This is a genomic window from Nonomuraea sp. NPDC004702 (assembly GCF_053601695.1).
This window is the reverse complement of record NZ_JBSGCE010000096.1, coordinates 1-22,758: the sequence shown is the minus strand read 5'-3', so window position 1 is coordinate 22,758 and position 22,758 is coordinate 1. Positions and strand designations below refer to the sequence as shown.

Below are 22,758 nucleotides of genomic sequence, written 5' to 3'. Positions count from 1 at the left end.
GCCCGACAATGCCACTACCAGCGACAACAGCTCAGAGATCGATAAGTGCGGCTGGAGTATTAGGAGAGCCGACTAAGGAGGATGAAGGGCTTCGTGCATCCAGGCTGAGCCTGGGGTCGGCGGAGTCCGGCGTCGCTTGCGGCCATCTTCGCGTTCCAGTCAAATCGACACGAAACGTGAGTTGTCTTTGCGACACATCTTGCCAATGACACTTGCGGTTCGTTAAGGCAAAAATGCACCTTCCGGCACTAATTGTTAATGAGTGACGCCAATGCACGAATCTGTTGTCACCCTTCAACACCTGATCGCAGCCGACCGCGCAGGCATCCATGAGCTGACGCACACCCTCGAACATGCCGCGGCGCGCCATGTCCCCTTGATCAACCGGGTGTATTTGGAAGAGCAAGTCCACCTGCGGGCGAAACGCTGCGAGGAGCTCGAGGAACTTGTCAGCGAGTACACCAAAGCGTGGGAGGCGGGGTGTCTGGCTGAGGCGGCGTGCAGCCTTGTGATGATTCAGCTGGCCGCGGCCACCATCCTCCAGGCGAGAAATGTCGGGGTCGTCTACGGAGTCGACTGAGGAAGAGGAGCCCTTGAGAGGAAGAAGCAGGATTCGCACTTGGACCCTGTTCGTGCTGCCAGTCGCCTGCGCGCTGTTGAACCGGCGTTACCCGTCGCCGCACCGTTATGGGCAACAGGCGCGTATGGTGTCGAACGCGCTGAACCTCCCGCAATGAGAGCCCGTCTGCTAGATGCTCTTGCCGGCGGCAATTCCACCCTCCAAGAGAGATTGCATAGTTCCGCTTGGGGAAGCGGCCGCGCCTCTTCTACCGCCCGCGCGTGTGCCGTGGCCCCAAAGACGAGCCTAAGGCCTTCGCATGGATCGGCTACCGGGACCTGATGGTGGTCACCCGCCAGTACCTGGGCATGCCAACTAGTATGGTGCTGGATAACTTGAACGTGCACCTGGTCGGCCAGCTCGCCGGCTTCGTCACGGAGAACGCCGATCGGTTACGCGTCGTCCGGCTCACCGTCCGCGTTTCCGAGCGTAACCCCGCCAGGGGGTGTTTGGGCGCTGCGCTGAGCTTTGGTCAACCCTGCCGCCACCGATCGGCCTAAACTCGTCCGGAGCGTCAAACGCGAACTGAAGGGATCTAATGAGTCATCTCACCTTATTGTCGCAGGTCAGAAGCGGTAACTGGTGGCGGTGTACCCTATGGCCTACGACATCAGCCTCGCCGGAGCGGAACAGAAACTCGCCCCGCACGACCAGCGCGCCCACCTGCGCCGCCACCGTGAACCCCGGGATCCCGACGATGTGCTGAGGGCCCGTCAGCCGTCTTGAGCGAGGCGAATCCGTGTCGTCGAGACAGCACGGGGACGATAGGCGCGGTTGCCGTGTCTGGCCATGTTCGCCCGCCGAAGTCACATGCAAGGGTCTCAAAGAAGGTTGACGACTACGTATTCCCGGCTTAATCTAGATCAATTAGATAGTGTAGCCTTTCTTATGGAACGGCGTGGATATCGAAAGACCGCGGGAAGATGGTGGTACGACCCAAGAGCGTCTGGACCAGTGACCGCAAGATTGTGGATTGTATTGATAATCCGAGTGTCTCGATATACGGGAACCCAGTATCGGAGGTCATCGCCATCTGTTAGAAGAGTGACGGCCTCCCTTGATAATTTCCCTCTCTGTAGTGTTTCGATCGACGACAGCGAATGCTTCGTGGCGCGAGAAGGGCATGATGATTACGGCCATACTGGATATTTCCAATGTTTGACTCATTCCGGCGCAGCGCTTCCGAGCGCCTAGCGCGACCCAGATATTATGAGGATTTCTATCGGGTCTATGAGAGTGGCATTCATTCCTTGGATAAGCTCGAACGGGGACAGAACTTCAAAGAGCGGGGCTTTGCGAGCTGGGAGTCCTTCGCGGCCGGCGAATGGGACGAGGCGCTCTCTCTAGTTGAGGAGAAGCGCGAAATCTACACCCGGCAATTCCAGAAGGCCGCCGAGCTGGGCATTTCGGAGCGGCGCCTTCGTGTTGTGGAATTCCCAATTACTCCGTATGTTCAATGGGAATTCTTCGTCCTGCGCCTGCGTGTGGAGCTGGGTGACAACATTCGAGTGATGGATGCTCGTAACATCTCCGATATCGAAAGAGAGTGGCCACTGCCAGAGGTCGTGATCCTCGGAAACGAGGCCATGTTCGAGGTTCTATATGATGCTGGAGGTATTTGCGTAGGAGCCAATCGGTTCACGGATCGAAAGGCGATTCGCGAAGCCTCCACTGATTTCAGTGCGCTTTTTGATCGCGGAGAAAGTTTTTCGACGTTCTTTCATCGAGAAGTCGCTCCGCTAGCCCCTCCAGCGGTTAATCGCTGAAGAGTGGGTAGCGAGTATTGAACGCATCCGGAAGGCAGGTCTACGCATGCGCTTGCCAGTGGTGCATTGCCGGATAGAGCCGTGTGGCGGGTGTGGTCCGCTATGACCGACTCTACGAAATCAACCTGTGAGCCTTTTTCATCCCATTGCCGCAGGCCAGGAGCGGTGGCTGGCGAGGATGGACCCTATGGCCTGCGACGAGGCCCGGACCTCCGGCAGCTGAGCCGGACCGGTAGATGCGCCATCGGCCACGCTGAGCCTCGAGGAGATCATCGAACTGCGCGAACAGGCTAGGGAGCTTTTCGAGCTCCAGTCCAACTTCGAAGTCTCCAACGCCCGTGACCCGGACGACGCGCTCGCCACGGCCCTGGCCGACTGTGCCGCCGACCGCTGGCAGCGCATATGCGACCATATCCGCGCGACGCGTCCCCATCTGGCGGTCAGGTCAACGAAGCTCGGCGTCTTCTTGCGCAAGAGGGTGCCAGGACTCGCGATGGTCGCTGAACGGTTCGCGACGACTGGACTGTCCACGCTGACTGAATTGGCGGTCAACGCGGTTCCGATGGTGGGGGGTTCGCTCAGCGAGGAGTCCAAGCGCAGCATGATGCGGCGTGCCAACCTCGAGTCCGTCTTCTTCGCTGACTCCTCGCGCATGCGGGAACTGAGAGCCTTCTACCCGCACCGAAGCTGGATCTCCTCCGACACGAGATCGGTCACCAGTGGGTGAGCGCGGCACACGTCTCCGGTGGCCCTGATGCCAATGGCGCCTTCCCTCCCGCGATGCGACGGATCTACTTATCCTCAGGCCCCGGCAGCGGCGACTGCGCCGGTCCCGCGCCCACGCGAGCGGGACATGGCGCCTCCTGCGGTCCTTGGCCAGGCCGGGCTCGCGTTCCCCGACATCGGAGCCCACCTCGGCGACCCCACCTCACGGGTGGCCAGGATCTTGACAGGGACGTCGCGAACGAACCGAACCCGACCGCTCCGCGCCTCACTTTCGTGCTCCACACAATCAACAACACTGACATCCCCTTGTAGCCGCGCACGACTCCAGAGCACAGCTGCGGCGGCGGGACGCGTACAACATCACCGCAGGGTCTGGCACGCGTGCGTTGGCCGCCGAGTCGACGGCTGTTCCCGACGATTGCCAGACTCGCGCGTTCCACCGGGGCCGGTAGGGGGCGGAGCGTTCCTCAATGAGGTGGAAGCCTCGGCGTTCGATCTCATTACGGTTGGTGCCGCTACTTGTGACCCTACTCCCGCCGGTCGCGCCGCAGGCGACGTTGGCCGCCTGGTCGCCCCCGTTCTACATCCCACCCTACGAGCCGGGCCCTTCACCGTCTGAGCCGCCATGTTGGAATCCGGCCTCTGGATCGATGCCCGCGATCCGAGCCCACCGCGGCCGGGAGGAGAGGAATGGGCAGCGATCTCCGCCCTGACACGAGGTTCGGCGGCGAGGTTAACGACGACGGCCCTGATCACCTCACCGGGGCAGTCCTGCCGCTCGAACAAAAGAGGCCGGGATGAACGGCCTGCCGCGGGACCAGGTCCTCCTCCGATCTCGCTGCGCGCGGACCCTCGCGTGCCCCGGGGAAGTCGTCGCCGCCACAGATCCACGAGTGCTTAGCTACGCCCGAGGGCTGCCGGTTTCGCGTGATCCAGCGAGCGGCCGGCGATCACGAGAAGGCCGAGAACGAAGAGGAGTCGCAGCTCGTCGGTGCGCGGTCGCGCCCTCTCGCCGCCTACAAGCGAGCGCACGGCACCGGCCGCCCCGCGGCGCCTTGGGCGGCTCGTCATGACCATGGAGAACTGCCTCGCGCACGCCGCGCCGGTGAGCAACGCCACCAATAGGTGGCATGAGGGCGACAGCAACGTCGGCCGAGCAAGCCTGCCGGGAGGTCACTGAGCGGGGGATCTTGCCGTAACGAAGACTCGAGCGTGGTCTCCAGCGATTCCCGCGACGAGTTCGCCGCCATCGCTCCCGTATCGCGACGCCCCCGATGCCGAGATTGATGTCGAAGCCGGCTTGGTAGCCGGCATGCTCTGACCGGCGAGGCCTGCGATCGGTGCCGTGCCAGCCCATCACAGCCACTGATGCGCGGTCCTCGGGCCTCGGCGGGCTTGGCCTGATCAGCACCTCACAGGTCATGTGGCCGCCGGCCATCTAACGAGCCCGAGCCCACGGTACCCTCGGCGCACGCTTGGTGCGCGGACGCGGGACCGGCTCTCGCTTGAGCGCTCCACGCCTCTGGATGGACAGGGCCTGGTAGATCGCCTCGTGTGAGATCCGCGTGGTGTGGCTGGAACGATCTGAATCCATCCATCCTCTGCGGGCCATGCAGTCGTCATGGGTCGGGCACTAGGAGAAGGGGCCGGAGTTGCCGGGCGAATTCGATGGCGTCCGCACGGTGATCTCGTCCTGGCGCGCCACGGATAATTTGGATTTCTAGCATTTTGGACCCGTTATGTGTCCATGCGAAAACCTTCGCTCCGATCGAGTTTCCATCCACATCTTTTATGGCCGCGCTATATCCGGGCCCGGAACTGGCCGGCAAGTCGGTTCCCTTGTCTGCGGCCTTGGAGTACTGCAGGCTGTCCAGCGGGGAAAGAAAAGGGCTGTGGAGTTCGACGAGCATGAACGCCTTGTCGCGGATACTTGGAGATTTGCTGACAATGCAGCGCGTGGAATCCTTAGGCGAATTTGTCCCACTCGCGTAGAAAGTTTCGAGTCCTATAGCGCGAGATAGAGCTTGGCTCGCAAGGAAGTCACATTCCAGGGGTGGTTCCGTTACAATGCCAAGCGGCCTCCGATCTGCAGTGGAAGGGGAAGACGGCGCACATGCCGTCGCGACGATAAGAGCCGCTGGCAATATCACCTTCGAACGCCAACCTCTCATTCCTCCACCCCCGGGTGAATTGAGGTAAGCCATTGGACTACCTCTCAGACGGAACTACCGGTCACGCGGAAGAATCCTGATCCCCGACGGGTGAGCCCTCCACGCTATTGCCGGGGGGTCAGGAGCGGCGATTGGTGAAGGCGGGCCCTGTTGCCCCTGCGGCGAGGCCGAACCCCCGGTGGCTGAGTTGGGCCGGTAGACTCGGTATGAGTTTGCTCAGGATGGCAAGGTAAAAAAATTGAAAAAGGCTCACTGTCTCCCCTGTTCATCGTAGGAGAAAGCCTCATCGAGGTGCATTTGGTCGCGTGAGAAGAAGAGGGCCTTCGAGATGAAGCCCATGTGGAGAGGTGCTCCGCCTGATCTGTCGGCGCGACAGATTCGGGATGTGCGGACTTGGCCAGCGCCAGGGTTCGGTTGAAGGCGCATTTGTAACCTGTCTCCCATGCCTGCCAGTCCTTGACCAGCTCGCCGGCGGCCTTGGCCTTCATCGCGCCGCCTTCGAGCGGACTGACGAGTTCGCGGACATCCTTAACGCGCAGGCCGGGCAACTGCTCGATCGTTCGCCGGGCGGGGCCTATCTGTTCCTGGCTCGCCATCATCCTGGACCCTTCGGACCTTCAGCACGACCATCTGCGGGATCAACGCGACGATAAAGGGCGGATCGTAGTGCCGTCGAGCTGGATGACTCATACGGCATGATCTCAACATTCATCTCGGCTGATGCGCACCACGCATAATGGCAAGCGCCTCGCTCACGTCCGCAACAAATGACCGGCCCGATACTCGCGCCCCGGCGACATATCTCGTCCGACCCAGGCTCCAAGCAACCCCCCAGCCTGAGCGCCCGCGATGTCCGGGATGTGATTGTCACCCACCATCCGCCAGCCTTCGATGAGGCCAGCTCAGCACGGGTCGGCGGCGATCTGGAACAGGCGCGCATCCGGTTTCGGGACGCCCTAACTCCTCGACGCGGCGTCGCCATGAACCGCGTCGGCCAGGCGGGTTCGATGGAGTTTGCCCAGGTGGTTGTCCGCCATGCCATTCGCGATGATCCTTAGTCGCGACCCCGCCCCATGAGGCACCCAACTCGCCAGGAGGCGCGGCCAGACCGGGCTGTCACCAACGGCGCGCCAGCGGTTACACCCGTACAACGGCGAAGGGAGCGATGGCCTGGGCCGGATAGAGCCTGGGCGAGGACCATGGCCCGGCGAGAGCGAGCTCGGCCAGATCATCGCGCTGGCCGGACGATCCCGCTTGGAGCGCCTAGGCTAGCCGTTCCTCCGTCCGTCCGGGAGGGGGACCCGGCCGCCCGCGCGGCCGGGAACCTCGCGAGGGTTAGCAGTTGGCGATGCCGGCGCTGCCGGGGGTATCGCCGGAGCCGTCGCTGGTGCAGTCCTCGGTGTCGGGTCTGGCGTTCTGGGGTCCGATCTTCACGAAGCGGACGTCGAGATTGAAGTCGCTCGGGTCCATGACGATCCTCTCGATACGGAGTGGATGGGTCACCTGGCGGGCAGCCAGGAGATCACGAGACGGGTGTGCTTCTTGTCCAGCACGTGCCCGTCAGGCAGATCGGCGTCCGGCGTGCCTGCCGGATGAACCGACAGACGAGGATGCGGCCGCCCGGCCGAATCCCAGGCGGCGATCTGGTCGGCCAGCCGCCGCGCGGCTTGCTCGGCCTGCGGGCCGTGCCCTACCGCGCCGAACTCGAAGAGACCACCGTCGATGGGACGTGGCTTGGCGCGGTAGGCCAGATTCGCCCGGTCCGCGTACGCCGGTGTGCCGTACCGCCACGGCAGCGCCACGATGCCGTCATCGAGCGCCGTCTGCGATGCGGTGATCAAGCTGAAGTTGGGCAGGGCCGTGGCGAGCCAGAGGTCCTGATCGCTGTACCGCTCGTCTGCCTCCACGGTGATGCCGGTCCACATCTCCACACGCGGCGTGTCCAGCACCCCTGATAGGGCCGCCGCGTCAATGGTGTCTTGCTCGTCCTGCCACAGCCCGACCGCGTGGTCGCCGCCGGCCGCCAGCAGCCGGTTCGCGGTGCCCTTATGGGCCCCCGCGCCCTGCATCGGGACGAAGCCGCACACCTGGTGGCCACGGCTCACCAGCGCACTGCCCTGACGTTCCAGGGCCCAGGATCTGGTCATGCCCCAGGTGCGCAGTGGGACGACCAGCCGACCGCCCTCGGCCAGATGCCCAGGCTAGTCCGGGGGCACGTCCCACGAGCCGACCGTGACCACGATGGCGTCGTAAGCGCCGCCCTCACCCTCGATATGCTCGGCGTCTCCGAGCAAGACCTCCACCTGCTGGTAGCCGGTTTCGGCGAGGATACGAACCGCGCGCTCGGTGACGAACGGATCGATGTCCTTGGTGACCACCAGCCCCTCCGGGCCGACGATCTCAGCGATGAGCGCCGCCTGATATCCACCCGAGCCGACTTCCAGCACGCGGGATCCGCGCTTCAGCCTGGCCTGGCCCAGCATCAGCGCCTGCAACCAGGGCGCCGACACCGAACTCATCGAGGTGCCGCGCTCGTTGCGCTTGGTGACGACCGCGTCATCCGCGTAGGCGGCTTGCGGGGCGGCGGCTCCCGTGAACCTGTGGCGGGGCACCGTCCGCAAGGCCCGCTCGACCTCGGCTGGCAAGACGACGCCCAGCCTCTGGTGCCGCTCCCTGATCTTCTCGACCATCGCGGAACGCAGCGCGGAGGCATCCTCGATGTCGTTGTCGGTGCTCACGTCGGTCACGGGTCGGTCCTCTTCTCCCTTGTGCTGGGCAACTGGTTGATGATGGCTGCTAGTTGGCCGCTTCTAAACTTGCCGCGCTGTTCACGTGTCCTGAAGTAGAGGCACTCCGTCGTGGCGTACTACCTCCGGAGGAGCGGACACCGCACGCCCGACGTCGGTCTGCCAGCTCGCCGGCGCCACCAGGTTCATGAGCTGCCACAGCTCTTCAGGGTCGGCAACCTTCAGCACGATGCCGTGGTCACTATCACCGGTGAAGAAAGCTACGAGGCTCCGCCAGTATGGGGAGTACATCAGCAGAAACCAGGCGCCCACGCGCTGCTGCAACGCCTGCGCCTGTCGCCTCCCCAGCGCGGCGGGGTCCATGACAACCATGTAGGCAAGGTACGACTGCGGCTAACAGCACTCCATGGACGCCTTGTCCTACCCCACCAGGTAATCGCCGCCGAACGAGGACACCACGTCCTAGTTAGAGGCTCAGCGAGTTGACTAGCGACCTGATCTCGGGCGACAGCCGTGTCTCCTCCTCGCGGATGCTCTCGACGAGGTCCCGTGCGACGGCCTGATGACGAAACCACACCGCCGATTGGGCGCGGGCCTCGATGACCCGTTCCGTGGCCGCCTTGTGGTTGCGGGAGTCGAGGTACGCCTGGGCGACGTCCAGTAGGTGACGGCCATACGCGATCCCCACGAGGTCGCCGGGGTGGACCCGCCGCGAGGCGTGCAGAGCCTTGCCCGGCTCTCGTAGCACGGTGTAGGCGTGCGTCTCCTGCTCCGCCACCCGGGCAGGCCCGAACGACGAATTGTAGAGCTTGACCGTGCCTCGCAGCCGCTCAGCTCCGGCGGCAGCCATAGCGACGTAGTCGCCTACGTCTCGCCCGGCCGCCGCTGCGGGGGCGAGAGCGGCGAGGAGGAGGTTGCCCCACGCGGCGATGTGGTTGGCGGGAGCGCTGAACGAGGGTTCGATGCGGCTCGCCATGTCGACGGCCAACTGCTCCGCTTCACGCAGGCGCGCCTGGTGGAGGAGGACCCACGCGTAGGTGGCGTGGAGGGTGGCCCAGAGCAATTCGTCGCTGCCCGCGTGGGCGGTGGTGATGGCGCGTTCGGAGCTGATCGCGGCAAGGTCGTCCCGACCGAGGTGGATCATCGCGCTGGCGGCGAGGTCGTAGGCCATCGCGAGCGGATACACGGCGTCAGGGCCGACGGCGGTGTACGTGAGTCAGGCCTCGGTGATCAGGCTGGGCAGCCGGGCGATCAGGGTAGGGAAGTGGCCAGCCCAATAGGAGGCGCACGCGTCGTCGACTGCCTGGCGGATGTCCTCAAGCGGAGTCGGCTCGTCATCGAGGTCCGGGAGGAGGGACGGCGACAGCAGGACGTTGCGAAGTCCCAGGACGCTGCCTCCATCGCGGTCGAAGCCGAGCTGATCGTGTTTGCCGATGAGCGTGCTGAGCTCGACGTCTAGGGCGTTGGCGAGCTTGATCAGTGAGGTGAGCCGAGCCGTTTGCCGCTGGCCCTGTTCGACTTTCGCGATCAGGTCCCTGGAGGTACCCACAGCAGCCGCGAGTTCCTCCTGGGTGAGTCCGCGGGATCGGCGAGCAGCTCGGAGGCGCGCACCAATAGTCCTACCGTCGCGCATGGGACCTCGCCTTCCTGTGCGACTCGGCATCCACAGGCTACGGCGCAGGGCCTTTTCATGCCGCGGTTCAGCGGATCTCGCCTGTTCACACCTGGCGACCGTTCCTACACATACCTATGGCACAGCTCTCGAGGGTGTCCGCCCACGCCTCTTCACGAGGGCCTCGGCAAGAGACTGAGGGAGGCGATCGCCGAGCTCATCGGCAAGAGCTCAGCCGCTGCCCAGTAGATAGTGGAGGGCGGTCGGACCGCCTGTAGCCGTAGGGCATAAAGCGGCCCTCGCCCTCCCGAAGGGACACTGTTGGCGAATTGATCAAACCATGGACGACTGGGAGGCATTCAGGAGACCGACGGACAGCGCTTGGACCGAGGCACCATCGTGCCGGACCGCCCCAAGCAGGTCACGCTGCACCAGGTCACCTACCGTTACCCCGAAGCCGACCAAGACACCTTGCATGAGGTGGACTTCGAAGTCCGGCAAGGAGCGATCGTCGCCGTGGTGGGAGAGAACTGCTCCGGCAAAACCACCTTGATGAAACTGCTGTCCGGGCTCAACCTGCCCACCGATGGGGTAGTTACCTGGGACGGCGTCAGCACCCGCGACCTGGATCCCCACGCCCTGTGGAAGCGGTGCGCGGTGGTGCCGCACGAGTTCGCCCGCTGGCCGATGGCCGCCCGCGTCATGACCAGCGCCTTCTCGCCCCTGGCCGACGGCGTGATCCAGAGCACCAGCGGGACCCGTCCCGACCGGGTGTGCATGGTCGTCTCCAGGCAGAGCCGCCGCAGGCGGTGGCGGGAGACCACGCACCAGAAGTGGGCCAGGGCCCGGTCGCGGCCGGTCCTGGTGGCGGCGGGCACGGAGACGGCGCTGCTCAGCAGGACGAACGGCACCCAGTGGCCGCCCCGCGCGGCGCCGAGCAGAGCCAGGACCAGCAGCCCCAGCCCGCCGAGCGCGATGAGCTCGCTGCGGACGCGCCAGATCCGCGTCAGCGGGCCCCCGCCGCCCGCGCCCGGGAGGTCCTCGACGGCCGGGTAGATTTGGTTGCGCGGGTTCCTCGACACGTCAGGACACCTCCTCGGGCACCCGTGACGCCACCGTGAGCTGGTCGAAGCGGGGGTCGCGGTAGGCGCGGGCGCCGAAGCCGGTCCTGGTGACCGTCCAGCCCCGGTAGATGGCGAACTCGTCCGGCTCCATGCAGATCTCGCGGTCCGTCCATGCGATCAGATCCCGGATCCGGGACTTGATTCGGCCGAGCCCCTTGGTACCTTGTGAGTACATAGAAGACCCCTTTCGCGGCATTTCCAGAGGTGGCTTCTTCGCCGGGTCGCAGGTCGGGTCCCGTCCCGCCGCAGGGTGGCAGCCCATATGCGGCGAACGCGGATCCGGTCTCGGCCCGGCAATTTCTTCGTGCTCCGATGAGCGACACGCTTTTCAGGCGATGGGACGGTCCTTCCGGCAAGCGGCCTCCCTTGGCTGGACATTCGTATCCGGGACGGCTCCGTTGCCGGTGAGGCGGCCCTCGCGCGGGCGCCCGATCGTGAGCGGAGAGCCCGACGTGCGGGGCCGTTTCGTCATCCCGGCCTCCCCTCGTCGGACGAGAACCCTCCTGGCTCGATCGTCCTCCGCGTTCGGTGATGCTGCAATACATCGAGCAAGGGAAGAATTAAGTTTCTTCGCAGATTGCCGTTCTAGTTGCCGTGCAACTTGCACGCGTTCTGTCAGGGGTACATGAGACCGTCGGGACGGCCGTAAATCCTCCCCCTGACCTCTATACCTACGTGAAGCCTTGTCTTGCTCCCACGGTCTCTCCGTGAAAGTCTTCGGGCAACCCCATGCGGCAGAGTTCGTGCAAGTTGCAGTGTAAGATTGAGTGAACGGCCCACAAACCGGGTTGCCAAACGATCCGTTCCCGCCACACCTTCATTCCCGACAAGGAGAGTGGACGGTGCCATCGCAGCAGGGCAGTCCGACAGTGCGCAGGCTCCGCCTAGGCCAGGAGTTGCGCCTCCTTCGCGAACGACGGAAGTTCACCGGGGCCCGGGCGGCGCGCGAGCTCGGCTGGTCGGCCAGCAAGGTCAGCCGCATCGAAGCCGCGAAGACCATGCCCAGCGCCGCCGACATCAAGGCGTTGGGCGAGCTCTACAGCCTCGACGGCGACAGACTTGACGAACTCTTCGGCCTCCTGCGAGATGCGGAGCAGCGTGGGTGGTGGGAAGATTATGAAGACTCCCTTCCCGAGGAGTACATCAGGCTTCTCGGGCTGGAGGCGGAGGCGACGGTTCAGCGCAACTGGGAACCCCAGTTGGTGTCCGGTCTCCTCCAGACCGAGGACTACGCGCGAGAGGTCATCCTCTCCGCGCGCGGAATCGTCCGGATCACGCACAGCGGCGTGCGCAGTCGCGTCGAGGCCCGCCTCGACCGGCAGCAACGGGTTCTGCACCGGCCCGATCCCTGCCGCCTCAACGTGGTGCTCGACGAAGCGGTGCTGATGCGGCGCTTCGGGGAGCCCTCGGTCATGCGGGAGCAGATGGAACACCTCATCGAGGTCTCCCTGTTGCCGCACGTCAACGTCCGGGTGTTGCCGCTGGACTCGCTCCATCCGGTCAATACCGGGGCGTTCATTCACCTGAAGTTCACCGGTTTCGACGATGTCGTCTATTTGGAGCACTTGTACACTGCTCACTTCGTAGAGGACCTCGAACGAGTCGCCGGCTATGAGAACGCTTTTGACCACATGTGGGCAGAGGCACTCGACGAGGACGAATCCCGCGTACTCATCCAACGCAAAGCCATGTTGTGGCGGCGCTAGAGCGCGCGGTCCCAGTAGGCGGGCAATGAGGCCCTGCCTATACCTTTTGGGGAGAAAATGCACACCAGTACGATCCCGAACTGGCGGAAGAGCACCTTCTGCAATGGAGCGACCTCTTGTGTCGAGGTCGCCCCTCTGGCAGACGGCAACGTCGCCCTGCGGGACAGCAAGGTTGAGGACGGCCCCGTGCTCGTCTTCACGCCGTCCGAATGGGCCGCCTTCACCGCAGGGGTGCGTGACGGCGAGTTCGACCTGCAGACCCTGGCCTCCACCGCCGGGTGAGCAAGCGGCCCTGACGGGTTGGTGACACAACCTTCAGGGCCGCCCACGACGAGACTCTGCCAGAGCTCGCCGGTCCGTCCCGCCTCGCGGGGCCTTGTAGTGCTGTGTTCCTCAAGCAGGTAGATAAAACGGCGTCGGCGGTGACGGGGCTCTGGAGCTGGACGGCGCACTAGGCAGGAGGGGCCGCATCTACGTCATCGCCGCCGGCCGCTGCTGGCACAACGCCCCGTCCACGTCTCCGCTGCACGACAACTCCGGCTCGATCGAGATCGAGGCCGAAAAGGACGGTAGCCGGCACTGGGCCGCCGAACAATTGGACGCTTACCACCGCCTGTACGCCGAGCTGTGCAAGGAGTTCGGCTTGCCTGCGAGAGGGGTCAGGGGCCACCAAGAAGTCAACGACAGAAACCCGACCCACACCTCATCGCCATGGATGACTTCCGCACCACCGTCGCCCGACTGATCAAGGCGGACCATGCGGTGAGGGCTGGCCGGTCAGGCTCCTCCGTTACCCGCCGGTCAACCGTGGGACGTACGAGATTGGCAGCAGGCTGCCGCACGCTCGGCTTTGAGCTCGACATCGACGGCGCCTACGGCTCGGCCTCGCGCGCGGTGCGCCGGAAGATCCAGCGCGACGCGGGCCTCGACGACGACGGCATTGTCGGGCGGCTCACCTGGGCCGCCACCCTCCATGCTCGATGACCTGGCACGGCTGTATCTGCTGCGCGCCTCCCACGCCCCCGGCCAGCCGTGTCCCCGTGGTTGGTCGGGTCGATCTCGCCTCGGGAGACAATCAGGCGTCTGAACTGGAAGATTCGCGAGCCGCTCCTGCTGCGTGGGCCATCGCCCTGCTGCTGACGGGCGCCGTACGGCTGTGTATCGCGCTCGGCGACATCCCGCCGGAGTCGGCGCTGGACGAGGCCAGTGTCGAGTAGCTGGTCGACGGCGCTGTTGTGGCGTGAGTGTGGTTCGCCGGCCGCCGCACCGTAACCCCCCCTCGCGGCGCCCCGCAGCCGTGACGGGCTGCCACTCGTGCGGCTGACTGAACAGCCGCGCCAGTAGGAGCGGCGCGCTCCTGCGTACTCCAGGCACCTCACCCGCCGCGTGCGGGTGAGGCGACCTTGTGATGTCTAACAGCGTGTTTGAGAAGATCATCATGGGTGGTACGGCGACCGACGCGATCATTCACCTGAAGCATGCCCTTACTGTTGAGACGTGCAAGAGGCGCTCACATATCTAGATCAGACATTCATCAACTTTCGTGAGTTCCTCTTCGAGGATCACGCACGTCGCTGGGTCGACATCAAGCGCTTCCGTGTGTCTCACTCGGACGTCGGCGACACCCACCTGCTGACGGAGCTGATTGGCCATGATCAGTTCCGGGACGACTATGCCGGAGGGGGAGTCGAGGCCGACGGGCTTCGCCATGGCCCCTACTGGCTGCGGAACGTGAGCCCGGGCGCATACGTACGCGTGGACGAGATGAGCGCGAACGCCATGCTGCGCGACTGGGCGGCACAGTTCGGCCCTCTTCCTGTGGCTCTGTCCGCCCGGCTGGAGCACGAGGTTCATCCGCTGGTCGCAGGAGCCACCGAGAGATACCGGCTCTCAGATCTCGGTCATGAAGCTTTTCACGACTGGGCTGCGGTTCATATCGACTTTCACGAGTTGGTCTTCATCGACCGCCCCGCCAAGATCTTGTCGCTCCTGGTCGCCGCTGACGACTGAGCGCGCGTTCAGGAGGGTTAGTAGGTCGGCTGGTCAAGGACGTATCGCTGCTGGCGTGTAGCGGACTTTCCCCGGGTGAGGCGGCGGGCCATGCCGGCGATGGCGGCCCAGCGGATCACCGCCTCGGATACGGCAGGCTTGCGTTCGTAGTCACGAGCCAATCGACGGCAGGCGGTCAGCCAGGCCAGCGTCCTTTCTACCACCCAACGGCGGGAAATGACGCTGAAGCCGCGCTGGTCAGCGGGCTTACGGACGATCTCCAGAGTAGTGCGCGGCGTCTCGCGGGACCAGTCCACCAACCGTCCCGCAAAGCCTTGGTCGGCGAAGACGTACCGAATCGGCGTGGCGAGGTAGGCCGACAGCAGGGCGGTCTTGGCGCCGTCGCGGTCCTGCCAGCTCGCCGCCATCACGGCGACCGTGATGAGCAGGCCGGTGGTGTCGGTGATGATGAACCGCTTGCGGCCGTTGACCTTCTTGCCCGCGTCGTAGCCGCGGCTGCCGCGGCCGACGGTGTCGGCGCCTTTGACGCTTTGCGAGTCGATGACGCCCGCCGATGGGTCGTCGTCGCGGCCGACTTGGCGGCGGGCCTTGACGCGCAGTTCGGCCAGCAGCCGATCGGTGACACCAGTCTGTTCCCACTGTTGGAAGTACCAGTACACGGTTTGCCAGGGCGGCAGGTCGGTGGGCAGGTACCGCCACGGGCAGCCCGAGCGCACCACGTACAGGATGGCGTTGACGATCTCCCTGCGTGGATGCTTCTCGGGGCGTCCGCCGGTGTTCGGCTCGGGCAGGAGGGGCTCGATCAGCTCCCACTGCTCATCGGTCAGATCAGAGGGGTAACGATCAGGGGGCATCTGGCCACCCTGGCGGCCTCAGCATCCTTCGTCGCCACGCCACGCCGAACATGAACGATCTTCTCAAACACGCACTAAGGGCCACGAATCCCTTTTCGAGGCAGGGACGCTCTCACGTGCCCGGATCGGCCAGGCCCGCATTCGAGGACTTCGACGGCTCGGGTCCTTCGCTCCCGTGCCATGCTTCCCAGCGGACCAGGTCCTCGCCTCTTAAGTTGTGTATGAAGTCCACCTTCCGGAGAGCGGCGTCGCCGATTGCTTCCTTGAACCCTCGGCTGACGAGCGCACTCGCGGCTTGCCGTGCGACCTCTCTACGACGAGTTGCGGCGAGTTGCTGGGGCGATGCGGCCAAGGTGTCACCCCAGCACCGCAGCGCGATGGATGAGCCCACCCACGTTGGGGCTGCGCTCGTCAGCGAGTACCTCCTGGACGGCCTCGCGCGCTTTCTCGACTTGGGCGAACTTTGTGATGACGCCGAGAGCTTCGACGCGGCTGCCCCTTGTGAAGGTGCCAAAGAGGCCTTCGAAGGATGACGATCGCCACGACGGCAACCGTCGGCTAGGCAAGCGCGTTGACCAGGGTGGCGGGGAACTCTAGAGCGGGCACATGAAGACTTCGCGGTGTGGATGTTGTGTGTTACCTCGATCACCGTCGATAACTGCCTCGGTGCACCAACAAGGCAAGATCATCTTGCTAACCAGTTGGGGGCATAGGCCCCGGGGGAGTCTGGATACGTTCGCCTCTACTAGGCAAGGTGCGATCATCACAGGCCCAACGGCGTGGGCGGACGGGTTCAAATCCCGCCGCCCCGACAGTATCGCCGCAGGTAGCAGGCCGCTTCTGTAAATCGGGAGCAGCCTTGCTCGTCTTCTGGACGACACGCTGCGCTGCGACGGCGTTGACCGCATTTCGATCTGCCACGTCTCCCCATCGCAGGGGTCGACCTGATGTGTGTCACGCCTTGTGTGTTATCGGAGGGTGAGCGGCGTGGTCAGGATCAGGTCCCGGTCGTCCCCGTCGCCGTCCATCCAGGCGAGGATCGGGCGGTTGCGGGCGTCCAGTGTCATGGTCAGGCCGTTGTCGCCACGGCGCGGAATCGTGGTGACCGGGGTACGTGTGCAGCGCGTTCCCGTACAGGTGGCGATGACGATCTGTTTGCGGTCGAGTTCCTGGAAGGCCACCAACGCGCGTCCGGCCCGATCCAGCACCATCGCCGGGCCCGCGTGCCGCTCGTCCGGTGCGGTCAGTGTGACCGTGTCAGCCTGTGAGCAGGTGCGGGTACGGCAGTCGAGCAGCTTGATCGCGCCTTCGGACAGGTCCTCGTAGGCGATCAGCGGGCGGCCGTCAGCCCGTACGGCCAGCTCGGCGTGGGGTTCGTTGCGACGGTGGAACACGTAACCGGACCGGCCCGTCCCCACGGGCTGCTCCACTCTTGCCCTGGTGCAGGCGGGGTTGTCGCAGGAGACCACCTGGATGGCGCCACTGTCCTGATCCAGGCGGAGGGCGACGGGGCGGTCGTCAGGGGCCACGGCGGCGATGAGGTCGCGTCCGCCGCCCGTACGCGTGTTCACCAGGAGCTTGGCGACCTTCCTCGTGCTCGGACGGAGGCACGCGGGATCGTCACAGGTGGTCAGCGAGAGCACCTCCTCATCATCGTCACTCTTCGACGGAAGCCCTTGGAGCTGGGCGACCACCAGACCGCCACCGGGCCGCGCCGCCAGGGCGACCACCTTGTTCCGCTCGCCCCACCTCACCTCCATCAGAGGCTTGCCTCCGGGGGCCGGCGCACAGGCCGTCGCATCGCAGATCAACAGTCCGAGCCGGGCACGCCAGTTCTCATCGTAGACCCGTCGATAAAGCTCATCGATCGCCCATGTCGTCACCGCGATGCGGCCGTCGGCCAGCCGCGCGCTGACCGCTGTTCGCTCGCCGTCGACGGCGAGCGGCTCGGCCCAGGAGAGCCGGGGGCGGGCACAGCCGCTGTCCGCACAGGTCAACAGCTTCGCCTCGCTGGAGCCGTCCATGAGCATGGTGAGACGTCCGTCCGGCCCGGCGTACAAAGCTCGCAGGTCGGACGACTCGAGGGTCGGTTGCGGCGGGCGGCCGCCCGCCTCAGGTGCCTCGTCCGCGGCCTGGGGCAGGTTCCTCGTGACGACCGTCTGGGAGACCTCCAGCCAGCCGAACGGGTTGACCAGCCCCGCGCCGCCGTACAGCAGGCTCGGTAGGAGGAACGCCGCGAGCACCGGGACGGGCCTGGCCCGGCGTGACGTGCTCGCCGGGAGGGCGCCGGCGATCTCCTGGAGCTCGGTGGGGATCCCCGCGAGCGCCAGGCGGTGCAGGAACAGGCGCGCGATCACGGTCGCCTGGAACGGCACGGCGACCAGTCCCAAGCAGAAGCTCGCCCCCGCCTGGAGGACGGGCGTCTCGGACATGGCCCCCTGCACCACCTGCTGGATCACCGCGGGAAAGATCAGCACGCCGAAGGCCAGCGTGAGGGCGGTGGCCCAGGGGGCGTGGGACGTCAGCCGGTAGGCGAGCGCGAGCGCGCTTCTCGCCGACCGTCGCTTCAGCACCACGCCCGGCACGGCAAGCAGGCACGGCAACGAGAACAGGAGCAGGAGCGCCGTGATGGCGTAGGCGGGGACCTGCGCCCCGTTCCACAGGAGAATGCCGAAACCGACCACGAGGTCCGCGACGATCACGACCGCGCCGATCAGCACCAATGCCAGCATCGCGGGCCAGCGGCGGGCCGCGGCCCGCATCGCGTCCATGGTGGAGACGTTCTTGCCGACCAGCAGCCCAGCGGCGATCATCGTCGTCGCGGGCAGCACCACCATCTGCCCGGCCACCGTGGCGACCAGCACCGCCGCCGACCACACGAGCAAGGGCACGCCGGGCGGACCGACCAGTTCGAACCCGCCGTTGATCACGGCCGCCGCCCCGTCCAAGAGCACGACCAGCGCCGATGCGGCGATCAAGCCGAGTGGCAGGAACACCAGCAGAGCCGGAGTCGACAACCGGATCAGGTGTCGCGCCGCGGACGCATAGGCCAGCCAAACCACACCGTGCCGCCGCATGGCGTTCCAGGTGGGTGTGTAGGGGTCGGCGGCGGCGACGCCGCCGTTCGAGCTCCCACCGTTCGCCCACCCCCTATCCGCGGGCTTTGGGCCGGTTCCGTTTCTATGACCGGGAGGTTCAGGGTGCAGGAACAGGAACTGCGCCCAGAGGCGGGCCCGCATCAACCTGGCCCGTGACCTGGCGATCAATTGAGCGGGCATGGACATATATGCCTCCAGCGGGACAGGGAAGTGGCCAGGAGCCTAAATGCCGCGCCTGCCACGCGTGAGGACGAAGACCGCGTCGGCATCGGATCGAACCCGCAGCTCAACGCGTCCCGTACTTCAACGGCGTCCTAAGGCCCGCCAACTGGTTCGCGTGTCGGTAGCGGGCCGGCGACCCACTCTTGATGTGCCGGGTTCCGCCGGTCGCCGGGCCGAGGAGAAGTCCTTTGCTCCTCGTCCCCGCGTCCCGGGGAACCTGGAATGGGCCCAGTGGGTTCGAAAGCGGACATAGACAAGGGAGGGGTCATCTGTCGACACCCTCCCAGATGCGTGTCCCTACTTGAGGACCATGCGGAACACGAACGCGTCGTAGCGATCTCGGGGATATGAGACATCGGAGATCATGATGACTCGCCCGCCAGCATCGATATACCGCTGATGGACCGCCTTGACGCGATCGCCGGGAGTTGTGCGCAGCCACTCGGCGTGCAGTGGCGCCGGTAGCCGGTCAGAGACACTCTCCTCCAGGAACATGGCTTCCGAGATGTCGGCGACATCCACCGGGTGATAGGTGTCAGAGATCGAAATGGGCTGGCCATCCACGGTGGCTCGAGTGATGACGTGGGCGATCGATTCGCCCTCCGTGAGGCCAAGAGCCTCTGCGATCTCGCTAGTGGCCGGGATTTGCTTGGCTTCGCGCTCCACCTGCGCGTTGTGGCTGGATTCCTTCTGGAACGTGCGTTCGGCGTTCTCCATCAGGTGCTCAGGAGACACGCGCACGAGGTTGGGCTGGTCGGCGACGAAGGCGCCCTGCTGACTTACGTATCGTACGAGCCCTTGGCATTGAAGTAGTTCGAGAGCTTTTCGAACCACGATGTCCGATACGCCGTACTGCCGCGCGATCTCCGCAGAGCTCGGCAGTCGCACACCGGACGGAAGCTCCCCCCTTCGGATGCGTTGGGCGTACTCGCCCGCGATGCGGATGTAGATCGGTCCTGTCACTTCCTGATCGACCCCCTCGGGTATTTGGCGCCGTCTCAGTCCGTCGTATATACGTCATCGTATTACTCGCAGGTCCGTACGTAAACGGAAATCACGTATACACCGCTGCCAATGACGCACTTCCGCCGTATGCGCGTGGTAGCACTCGGAAGGTGTCTGAAGGGGAGTTGCGCGCCAGGCCTGTCGGATCACTCTTTGTCGGTTTTGGGTAATATATGAAAAGGACATCCCTCTTTGGGGTCGAGTGGGGTGAGACAGGACTTCCCTTGATGTTTAGGTTCAATTGGTGGCATATGGCAGCATTTGCTCCGCGAACCCATCGCCAAATTTGCGCACGCTTCGACCCGTTTCAGCACCGCATGGGCGATTCAAGCCAGCGCACCACGCCCGTGCGAACGTGAAAAATACTGAACCTCTTTAACCCCTACCCCGCCCTCCTGAGCGGGATTGATACCGCATCTACCGGCCCGGCTCGGATGCCGGAGTCCTTGGCCTCGCCGCGGACCGCGGGGATCACCTTCGCCAGCCGCCGCTCCTCACCTGCGGCGATAGGATGAAAAAGGCTCACTACCTCCCCCAGAACTCAACGTTCCGCCCGCGTCCGATTGACGGCCAGATGACCGTCTGGCTGGTGGCTTGCCCGGCGGTTCCCCGGAGACATGACCGAGCCGCGACCGTATCCCAGCGATCTTTCCGGCGCCCGACGGGGGCTCGCCGAGCCCTTCCCGCCCGCCGAGCGCTCTCGACGCCGCTTCACATGCCGACGATTCCCAACTCTCCCCGCTGACGCGACTGCGCGCATGCCCCCCAGCGCCATGTGGACGACGTCTTCCTCACACCCCGTCAAGAGAGCCGCCTGCGACGCCTCGTCATTTCCCCGCGCCTTCCAGAGGTCCGTCAGCTTACGGCGCGACTGTCCAGAAAGCGCAAGGCACCCGAAGCAAGTTTTGGCGGCATGCGACGAATACGGCCGCGAGGCCTGGCGTGAGGACCTTCCCGAGCGGGTTATCGGCCTTGTCACGCATGCGGTGCGGTCAGTAAGTGAACAGCGTGATCTTCTCATCAAGATCGGAGTCCGCGGCCTGCCTCGCGCGGGTGAATGTTGCGCTCGATAGCATATTCTTATGTTTATATATAAATGGCTCGTCACATGGCAGGATATGAATATCCGGAGCGCAAGCCCCGATCGAAAGGGGTACCGATGGGCCCGAGCCACCTATCAGCACATGTCGAGATCGCTGACCACCTTCGCCACCAGATCACCAGAGGCGAACTGCGAGGAGGCGACCGCGTTATGAGTGAGCGCGAGATATGCGGCCAGTGGAAGGTTACTACGATCACCGCGCGTCAGGCGCTGGAAGTACTCCGGGCCGAGGGGCTCGTCTTCGGTGTCCGGGGGAAGGGGACGTTCGTCCGCAAGCCCCAACCGCTGCGGCGTGTGGCCCCTCAACGCTACTGGCGGCCCCACACCGCCGCGACCTACGAGCACGAGGCCCAGGCGGCCGACCGCTCCGTGACCACAGACCACACCGTTACCGCCGTCAGGGCGCCGGCGGACGTGGCGGACCGCCTCGGCCTGTCCGTTGACGCGCGGGTTCAGCAGATCACCTACCTGATCCGCATGGACGACCAGCCGATCTGCTCCAGCGTGTGCTGGGAGCCCCTGTCGATCACTGGTGGCACCCCGATCCAGAATCCCCAAACCGGACCGCACGCCGGAGCGGGTATCGTGCCACGGTTCGACGCCATTGGAGTCCACGTCGATCGGGTCCGTGAGGTACTGACCATCCGCATGCCCGACCCCGAGGAAGCGGTGACTCTGGAGATTCCTCCCGGCGTTCCGGTCGTCCAGATCCAACAGACTTTCACCGCTGACGGACAAGCCCTGCAAACGGCTGACATCGTGTATCCAGCCGACCGTTACACGCTGGAGTACGACATGGAAATTCGGTGACCGGAACCCGCCCGCGCTGCTCGTCCACGAAAGTCGAAAACCCCGTGCTCCCGGATTTCGGTGAGCCGGTCCTCCACGTCGCGTTCCAGTCCTGCGGATACACGGCCTCGCCCCGCTCGACTTCGGGATCACAGACCAGCGGGCGACCCTTCCGGATGCGGCTGACACAGCGGGCACGTGCTGAACCGCGATCCGGCACAGCGGTGAATTCAATCCTGCGGCGGCTATCAGAGCGTCCAAGGTGGCCGGCTGGCCGGCGGGCGCGAAGCAGTGGTGAAAGGCCAGCTCGCCGGTGGTGCGGTGCTTGCGGACCAGCAAGAATTGAGTGGACTGGTGGTGGCGATCCAGGCCCAGGCGTCGGTGCGTTCGCCCTTGGAGCCATGTCCGGCTGAGTGGATGGTCCAGCGGCGTTTCCGCCTGAGATGCTTGGTCACGGCTTGTTCGCGGGTCAGGCAGCTGCCCGCGTCGAGGATGGGAGCGAAGGTGGCGCGGACGCGCGGCACGTAGGCCTGGCCGTTCTCCGGGAAGGCGCGCGGCCTGGTGCGGGCGCCGTAGACCTCGTCCCCGGTCACGAAGTCCAGCCGCACGTCGTCGGCGTAGGCCTCGCCCAGCAGGTCGCTGGCCAGTTCGCCCTGGGTCGCGAACGCCAGCTCCAGCGGCAGGCCGGTGGTGATCGCTGTGACCGGGTCGCTGATCCGCTTGGCGGGGATCCATTGCCGGACGCCGATCAGCGTGTGCCCGGCCCCGGCGCGGACGTAGGCCAGATAGACGGCGTTGATGCCGCCCTCGGCTTCCGGCCGGTCGATGCCGCCGGCGCAGCCCCTGTCCTGACGTTCGCCCCCTGCCGTGGCGGTGCCATTCTTCTCCTGGCCGGACTCGTCCAGCACGCCGACCCTCTACGATGAAGGCAGCAGCCGCTTTGGATCTTGTTCCATTCACACAGACGTGATCACGAGCGGCTGCTCTCATTCCCCGGGAATCCCGCCAGAGGACCGCATCGACCTGGCACCGTATGTTCCCAGCTCACATCGCAAATGGCGGCCGCCGTACTAGGCCGTGTTTCGAGAGATCACGGGTTTGTGGCGTGTCGATGATCGTTGAACGAAGAGGTCTCCGGTAGTTGGTTCAACGACCAAGAAGAACGAAATACCGGAGACCCCGTGGCCAGCGTAGTGGTGACGAGGCG

General features: G+C 65.0%; 24 protein-coding genes and 1 pseudogene. 13 read left to right on the top strand and 12 right to left on the bottom strand.

Features of this window, described 5'->3' with window-relative positions:
* The first annotated feature begins 271 nt into the window (after positions 1 to 271).
* From ACWEJ6_RS49680 to ACWEJ6_RS49670, 3 genes are all read left to right on the top strand, one after another.
* Positions 272 to 580: a hypothetical protein gene (locus ACWEJ6_RS49680; protein WP_452432475.1), complete on the top strand. Its 309-nt coding sequence runs from the start codon at positions 272 to 274 to the stop codon at positions 578 to 580.
* A gap of 320 nt (positions 581 to 900) precedes the next feature.
* Positions 901 to 1,119 (top strand): hypothetical protein, encoded by a 219-nt coding sequence (locus ACWEJ6_RS49675; protein ID WP_452432474.1) that lies wholly within the window; start codon positions 901 to 903, stop codon positions 1,117 to 1,119.
* Positions 1,120 to 1,773: 654 nt separating this feature from the next.
* Positions 1,774 to 2,385 (top strand): DUF6879 family protein, encoded by a 612-nt coding sequence (locus tag ACWEJ6_RS49670; protein WP_452432473.1) that lies wholly within the window; start codon positions 1,774 to 1,776, stop codon positions 2,383 to 2,385.
* Between the two features lie 2,095 nt (positions 2,386 to 4,480).
* On the opposite strand, the pseudogene ACWEJ6_RS49665 reads toward ACWEJ6_RS49670, so the two are convergent.
* Positions 4,481 to 4,681 (bottom strand): annotated as a pseudogene (locus ACWEJ6_RS49665) (IS30 family transposase); the annotation flags it as partial.
* 1,461 nt (positions 4,682 to 6,142) lie between these two features.
* Between ACWEJ6_RS49665 and ACWEJ6_RS49660 the strand changes: the two are divergent.
* Positions 6,143 to 6,340, top strand: a complete 198-nt coding sequence (locus tag ACWEJ6_RS49660; protein ID WP_452432471.1) for a hypothetical protein — start codon at positions 6,143 to 6,145, stop codon at positions 6,338 to 6,340.
* Between the two features lie 277 nt (positions 6,341 to 6,617).
* On the opposite strand, the gene ACWEJ6_RS49655 is transcribed toward ACWEJ6_RS49660, so the two are convergent.
* The 6 genes from ACWEJ6_RS49655 to ACWEJ6_RS49630 all read right to left on the bottom strand — a co-directional run bounded on the left by ACWEJ6_RS49655 (position 6,618) and on the right by ACWEJ6_RS49630 (position 9,662).
* Positions 6,618 to 6,752 carry a hypothetical protein gene (locus ACWEJ6_RS49655; RefSeq protein WP_452432470.1) on the bottom strand — a complete coding sequence of 45 codons (135 nt, stop codon included), beginning with the start codon at positions 6,750 to 6,752 and terminating at the stop codon, positions 6,618 to 6,620.
* A 29-nt stretch (positions 6,753 to 6,781) separates the two neighbouring features.
* Positions 6,782 to 7,429, bottom strand: a complete 648-nt coding sequence (locus tag ACWEJ6_RS49650) for a hypothetical protein (protein WP_452432469.1) — start codon at positions 7,427 to 7,429, stop codon at positions 6,782 to 6,784.
* A 54-nt stretch (positions 7,430 to 7,483) separates the two neighbouring features.
* Entirely contained in the window at positions 7,484 to 8,029 is a 546-nt protein-coding gene (locus tag ACWEJ6_RS49645; protein ID WP_452432467.1) for a class I SAM-dependent methyltransferase, read from the bottom strand.
* A gap of 81 nt (positions 8,030 to 8,110) precedes the next feature.
* On the bottom strand, positions 8,111 to 8,401 hold the full coding sequence (locus ACWEJ6_RS49640; RefSeq protein ID WP_452432466.1) for a hypothetical protein: 291 nt from the start codon (positions 8,399 to 8,401) through the stop codon (positions 8,111 to 8,113).
* A 94-nt stretch (positions 8,402 to 8,495) separates the two neighbouring features.
* On the bottom strand, positions 8,496 to 9,200 hold the full coding sequence (locus ACWEJ6_RS49635; RefSeq protein WP_452432464.1) for a hypothetical protein: 705 nt from the start codon (positions 9,198 to 9,200) through the stop codon (positions 8,496 to 8,498).
* Between the two features lie 45 nt (positions 9,201 to 9,245).
* Positions 9,246 to 9,662 (bottom strand): helix-turn-helix domain-containing protein, encoded by a 417-nt coding sequence (locus tag ACWEJ6_RS49630; RefSeq protein WP_452432462.1) that lies wholly within the window; start codon positions 9,660 to 9,662, stop codon positions 9,246 to 9,248.
* Positions 9,663 to 10,022: 360 nt separating this feature from the next.
* On the opposite strand from ACWEJ6_RS49630, the gene ACWEJ6_RS49625 reads away from it, so the two are divergent.
* The gene (locus tag ACWEJ6_RS49625) at positions 10,023 to 10,697 is read left to right on the top strand and encodes an ATP-binding cassette domain-containing protein (protein WP_452432460.1); all 675 of its coding nucleotides are present in this window, start codon (positions 10,023 to 10,025) and stop codon (positions 10,695 to 10,697) included.
* 27 nt (positions 10,698 to 10,724) lie between these two features.
* Here the strand turns inward: ACWEJ6_RS49625 and ACWEJ6_RS49620 are convergent, their stop codons facing one another.
* Positions 10,725 to 10,940, bottom strand: coding sequence for a hypothetical protein (locus ACWEJ6_RS49620; protein ID WP_358290371.1), 216 nt, complete (start codon positions 10,938 to 10,940; stop codon positions 10,725 to 10,727).
* Positions 10,941 to 11,607: 667 nt separating this feature from the next.
* On the opposite strand from ACWEJ6_RS49620, the gene ACWEJ6_RS49615 reads away from it, so the two are divergent.
* The 6 genes from ACWEJ6_RS49615 to ACWEJ6_RS49590 all read left to right on the top strand — a co-directional run bounded on the left by ACWEJ6_RS49615 (position 11,608) and on the right by ACWEJ6_RS49590 (position 14,481).
* A complete protein-coding gene (locus tag ACWEJ6_RS49615; RefSeq protein ID WP_352319091.1) occupies positions 11,608 to 12,471 on the top strand; it encodes a helix-turn-helix domain-containing protein in 864 nt (287 codons plus the stop codon).
* A gap of 57 nt (positions 12,472 to 12,528) precedes the next feature.
* Entirely contained in the window at positions 12,529 to 12,753 is a 225-nt protein-coding gene (locus tag ACWEJ6_RS49610) for a DUF397 domain-containing protein (RefSeq protein WP_452432458.1), read from the top strand.
* 151 nt (positions 12,754 to 12,904) lie between these two features.
* Positions 12,905 to 13,216: a peptidoglycan recognition protein family protein gene (locus ACWEJ6_RS49605; protein WP_452432476.1), complete on the top strand. Its 312-nt coding sequence runs from the start codon at positions 12,905 to 12,907 to the stop codon at positions 13,214 to 13,216.
* A complete protein-coding gene (locus ACWEJ6_RS49600) occupies positions 13,183 to 13,455 on the top strand; it encodes a peptidoglycan-binding domain-containing protein (RefSeq protein WP_452432456.1) in 273 nt (90 codons plus the stop codon). The genes ACWEJ6_RS49605 and ACWEJ6_RS49600 overlap by 34 nt, the downstream gene beginning before the upstream one ends.
* Complete coding sequence (locus ACWEJ6_RS49595; RefSeq protein ID WP_452432454.1) at positions 13,452 to 13,688, top strand: hypothetical protein; 237 nt, start codon at positions 13,452 to 13,454, stop codon at positions 13,686 to 13,688. Before ACWEJ6_RS49600 ends, ACWEJ6_RS49595 begins: the two co-directional genes overlap by 4 nt.
* A 280-nt stretch (positions 13,689 to 13,968) precedes the next feature.
* Entirely contained in the window at positions 13,969 to 14,481 is a 513-nt protein-coding gene (locus ACWEJ6_RS49590) for a hypothetical protein (RefSeq protein WP_452432452.1), read from the top strand.
* A 17-nt stretch (positions 14,482 to 14,498) separates the two neighbouring features.
* Here the strand turns inward: ACWEJ6_RS49590 and ACWEJ6_RS49585 are convergent, their stop codons facing one another.
* Positions 14,499 to 15,335 carry an IS5 family transposase gene (locus tag ACWEJ6_RS49585; protein ID WP_452432451.1) on the bottom strand — a complete coding sequence of 279 codons (837 nt, stop codon included), beginning with the start codon at positions 15,333 to 15,335 and terminating at the stop codon, positions 14,499 to 14,501.
* Between the two features lie 377 nt (positions 15,336 to 15,712).
* Here ACWEJ6_RS49585 and ACWEJ6_RS49580 point away from each other — a divergent pair, with 377 nt between their 5' ends.
* Positions 15,713 to 15,868, top strand: coding sequence for a hypothetical protein (locus tag ACWEJ6_RS49580; RefSeq protein WP_452432450.1), 156 nt, complete (start codon positions 15,713 to 15,715; stop codon positions 15,866 to 15,868).
* Positions 15,869 to 16,303: 435 nt separating this feature from the next.
* On the opposite strand, the gene ACWEJ6_RS49575 is transcribed toward ACWEJ6_RS49580, so the two are convergent.
* Positions 16,304 to 18,619: a hypothetical protein gene (locus ACWEJ6_RS49575; RefSeq protein WP_452432449.1), complete on the bottom strand. Its 2,316-nt coding sequence runs from the start codon at positions 18,617 to 18,619 to the stop codon at positions 16,304 to 16,306.
* Positions 18,620 to 18,952: 333 nt separating this feature from the next.
* Positions 18,953 to 19,618, bottom strand: coding sequence for a GntR family transcriptional regulator (locus ACWEJ6_RS49570; protein WP_452432448.1), 666 nt, complete (start codon positions 19,616 to 19,618; stop codon positions 18,953 to 18,955).
* A 1,138-nt stretch (positions 19,619 to 20,756) separates the two neighbouring features.
* On the opposite strand from ACWEJ6_RS49570, the gene ACWEJ6_RS49565 reads away from it, so the two are divergent.
* A complete protein-coding gene (locus ACWEJ6_RS49565) occupies positions 20,757 to 21,572 on the top strand; it encodes a GntR family transcriptional regulator (protein ID WP_452432447.1) in 816 nt (271 codons plus the stop codon).
* Between the two features lie 227 nt (positions 21,573 to 21,799).
* Here the strand turns inward: ACWEJ6_RS49565 and ACWEJ6_RS49560 are convergent, their stop codons facing one another.
* Entirely contained in the window at positions 21,800 to 22,459 is a 660-nt protein-coding gene (locus ACWEJ6_RS49560) for a hypothetical protein (RefSeq protein ID WP_452432445.1), read from the bottom strand.
* Between the last annotated feature and the right edge of the window lie 299 nt (positions 22,460 to 22,758).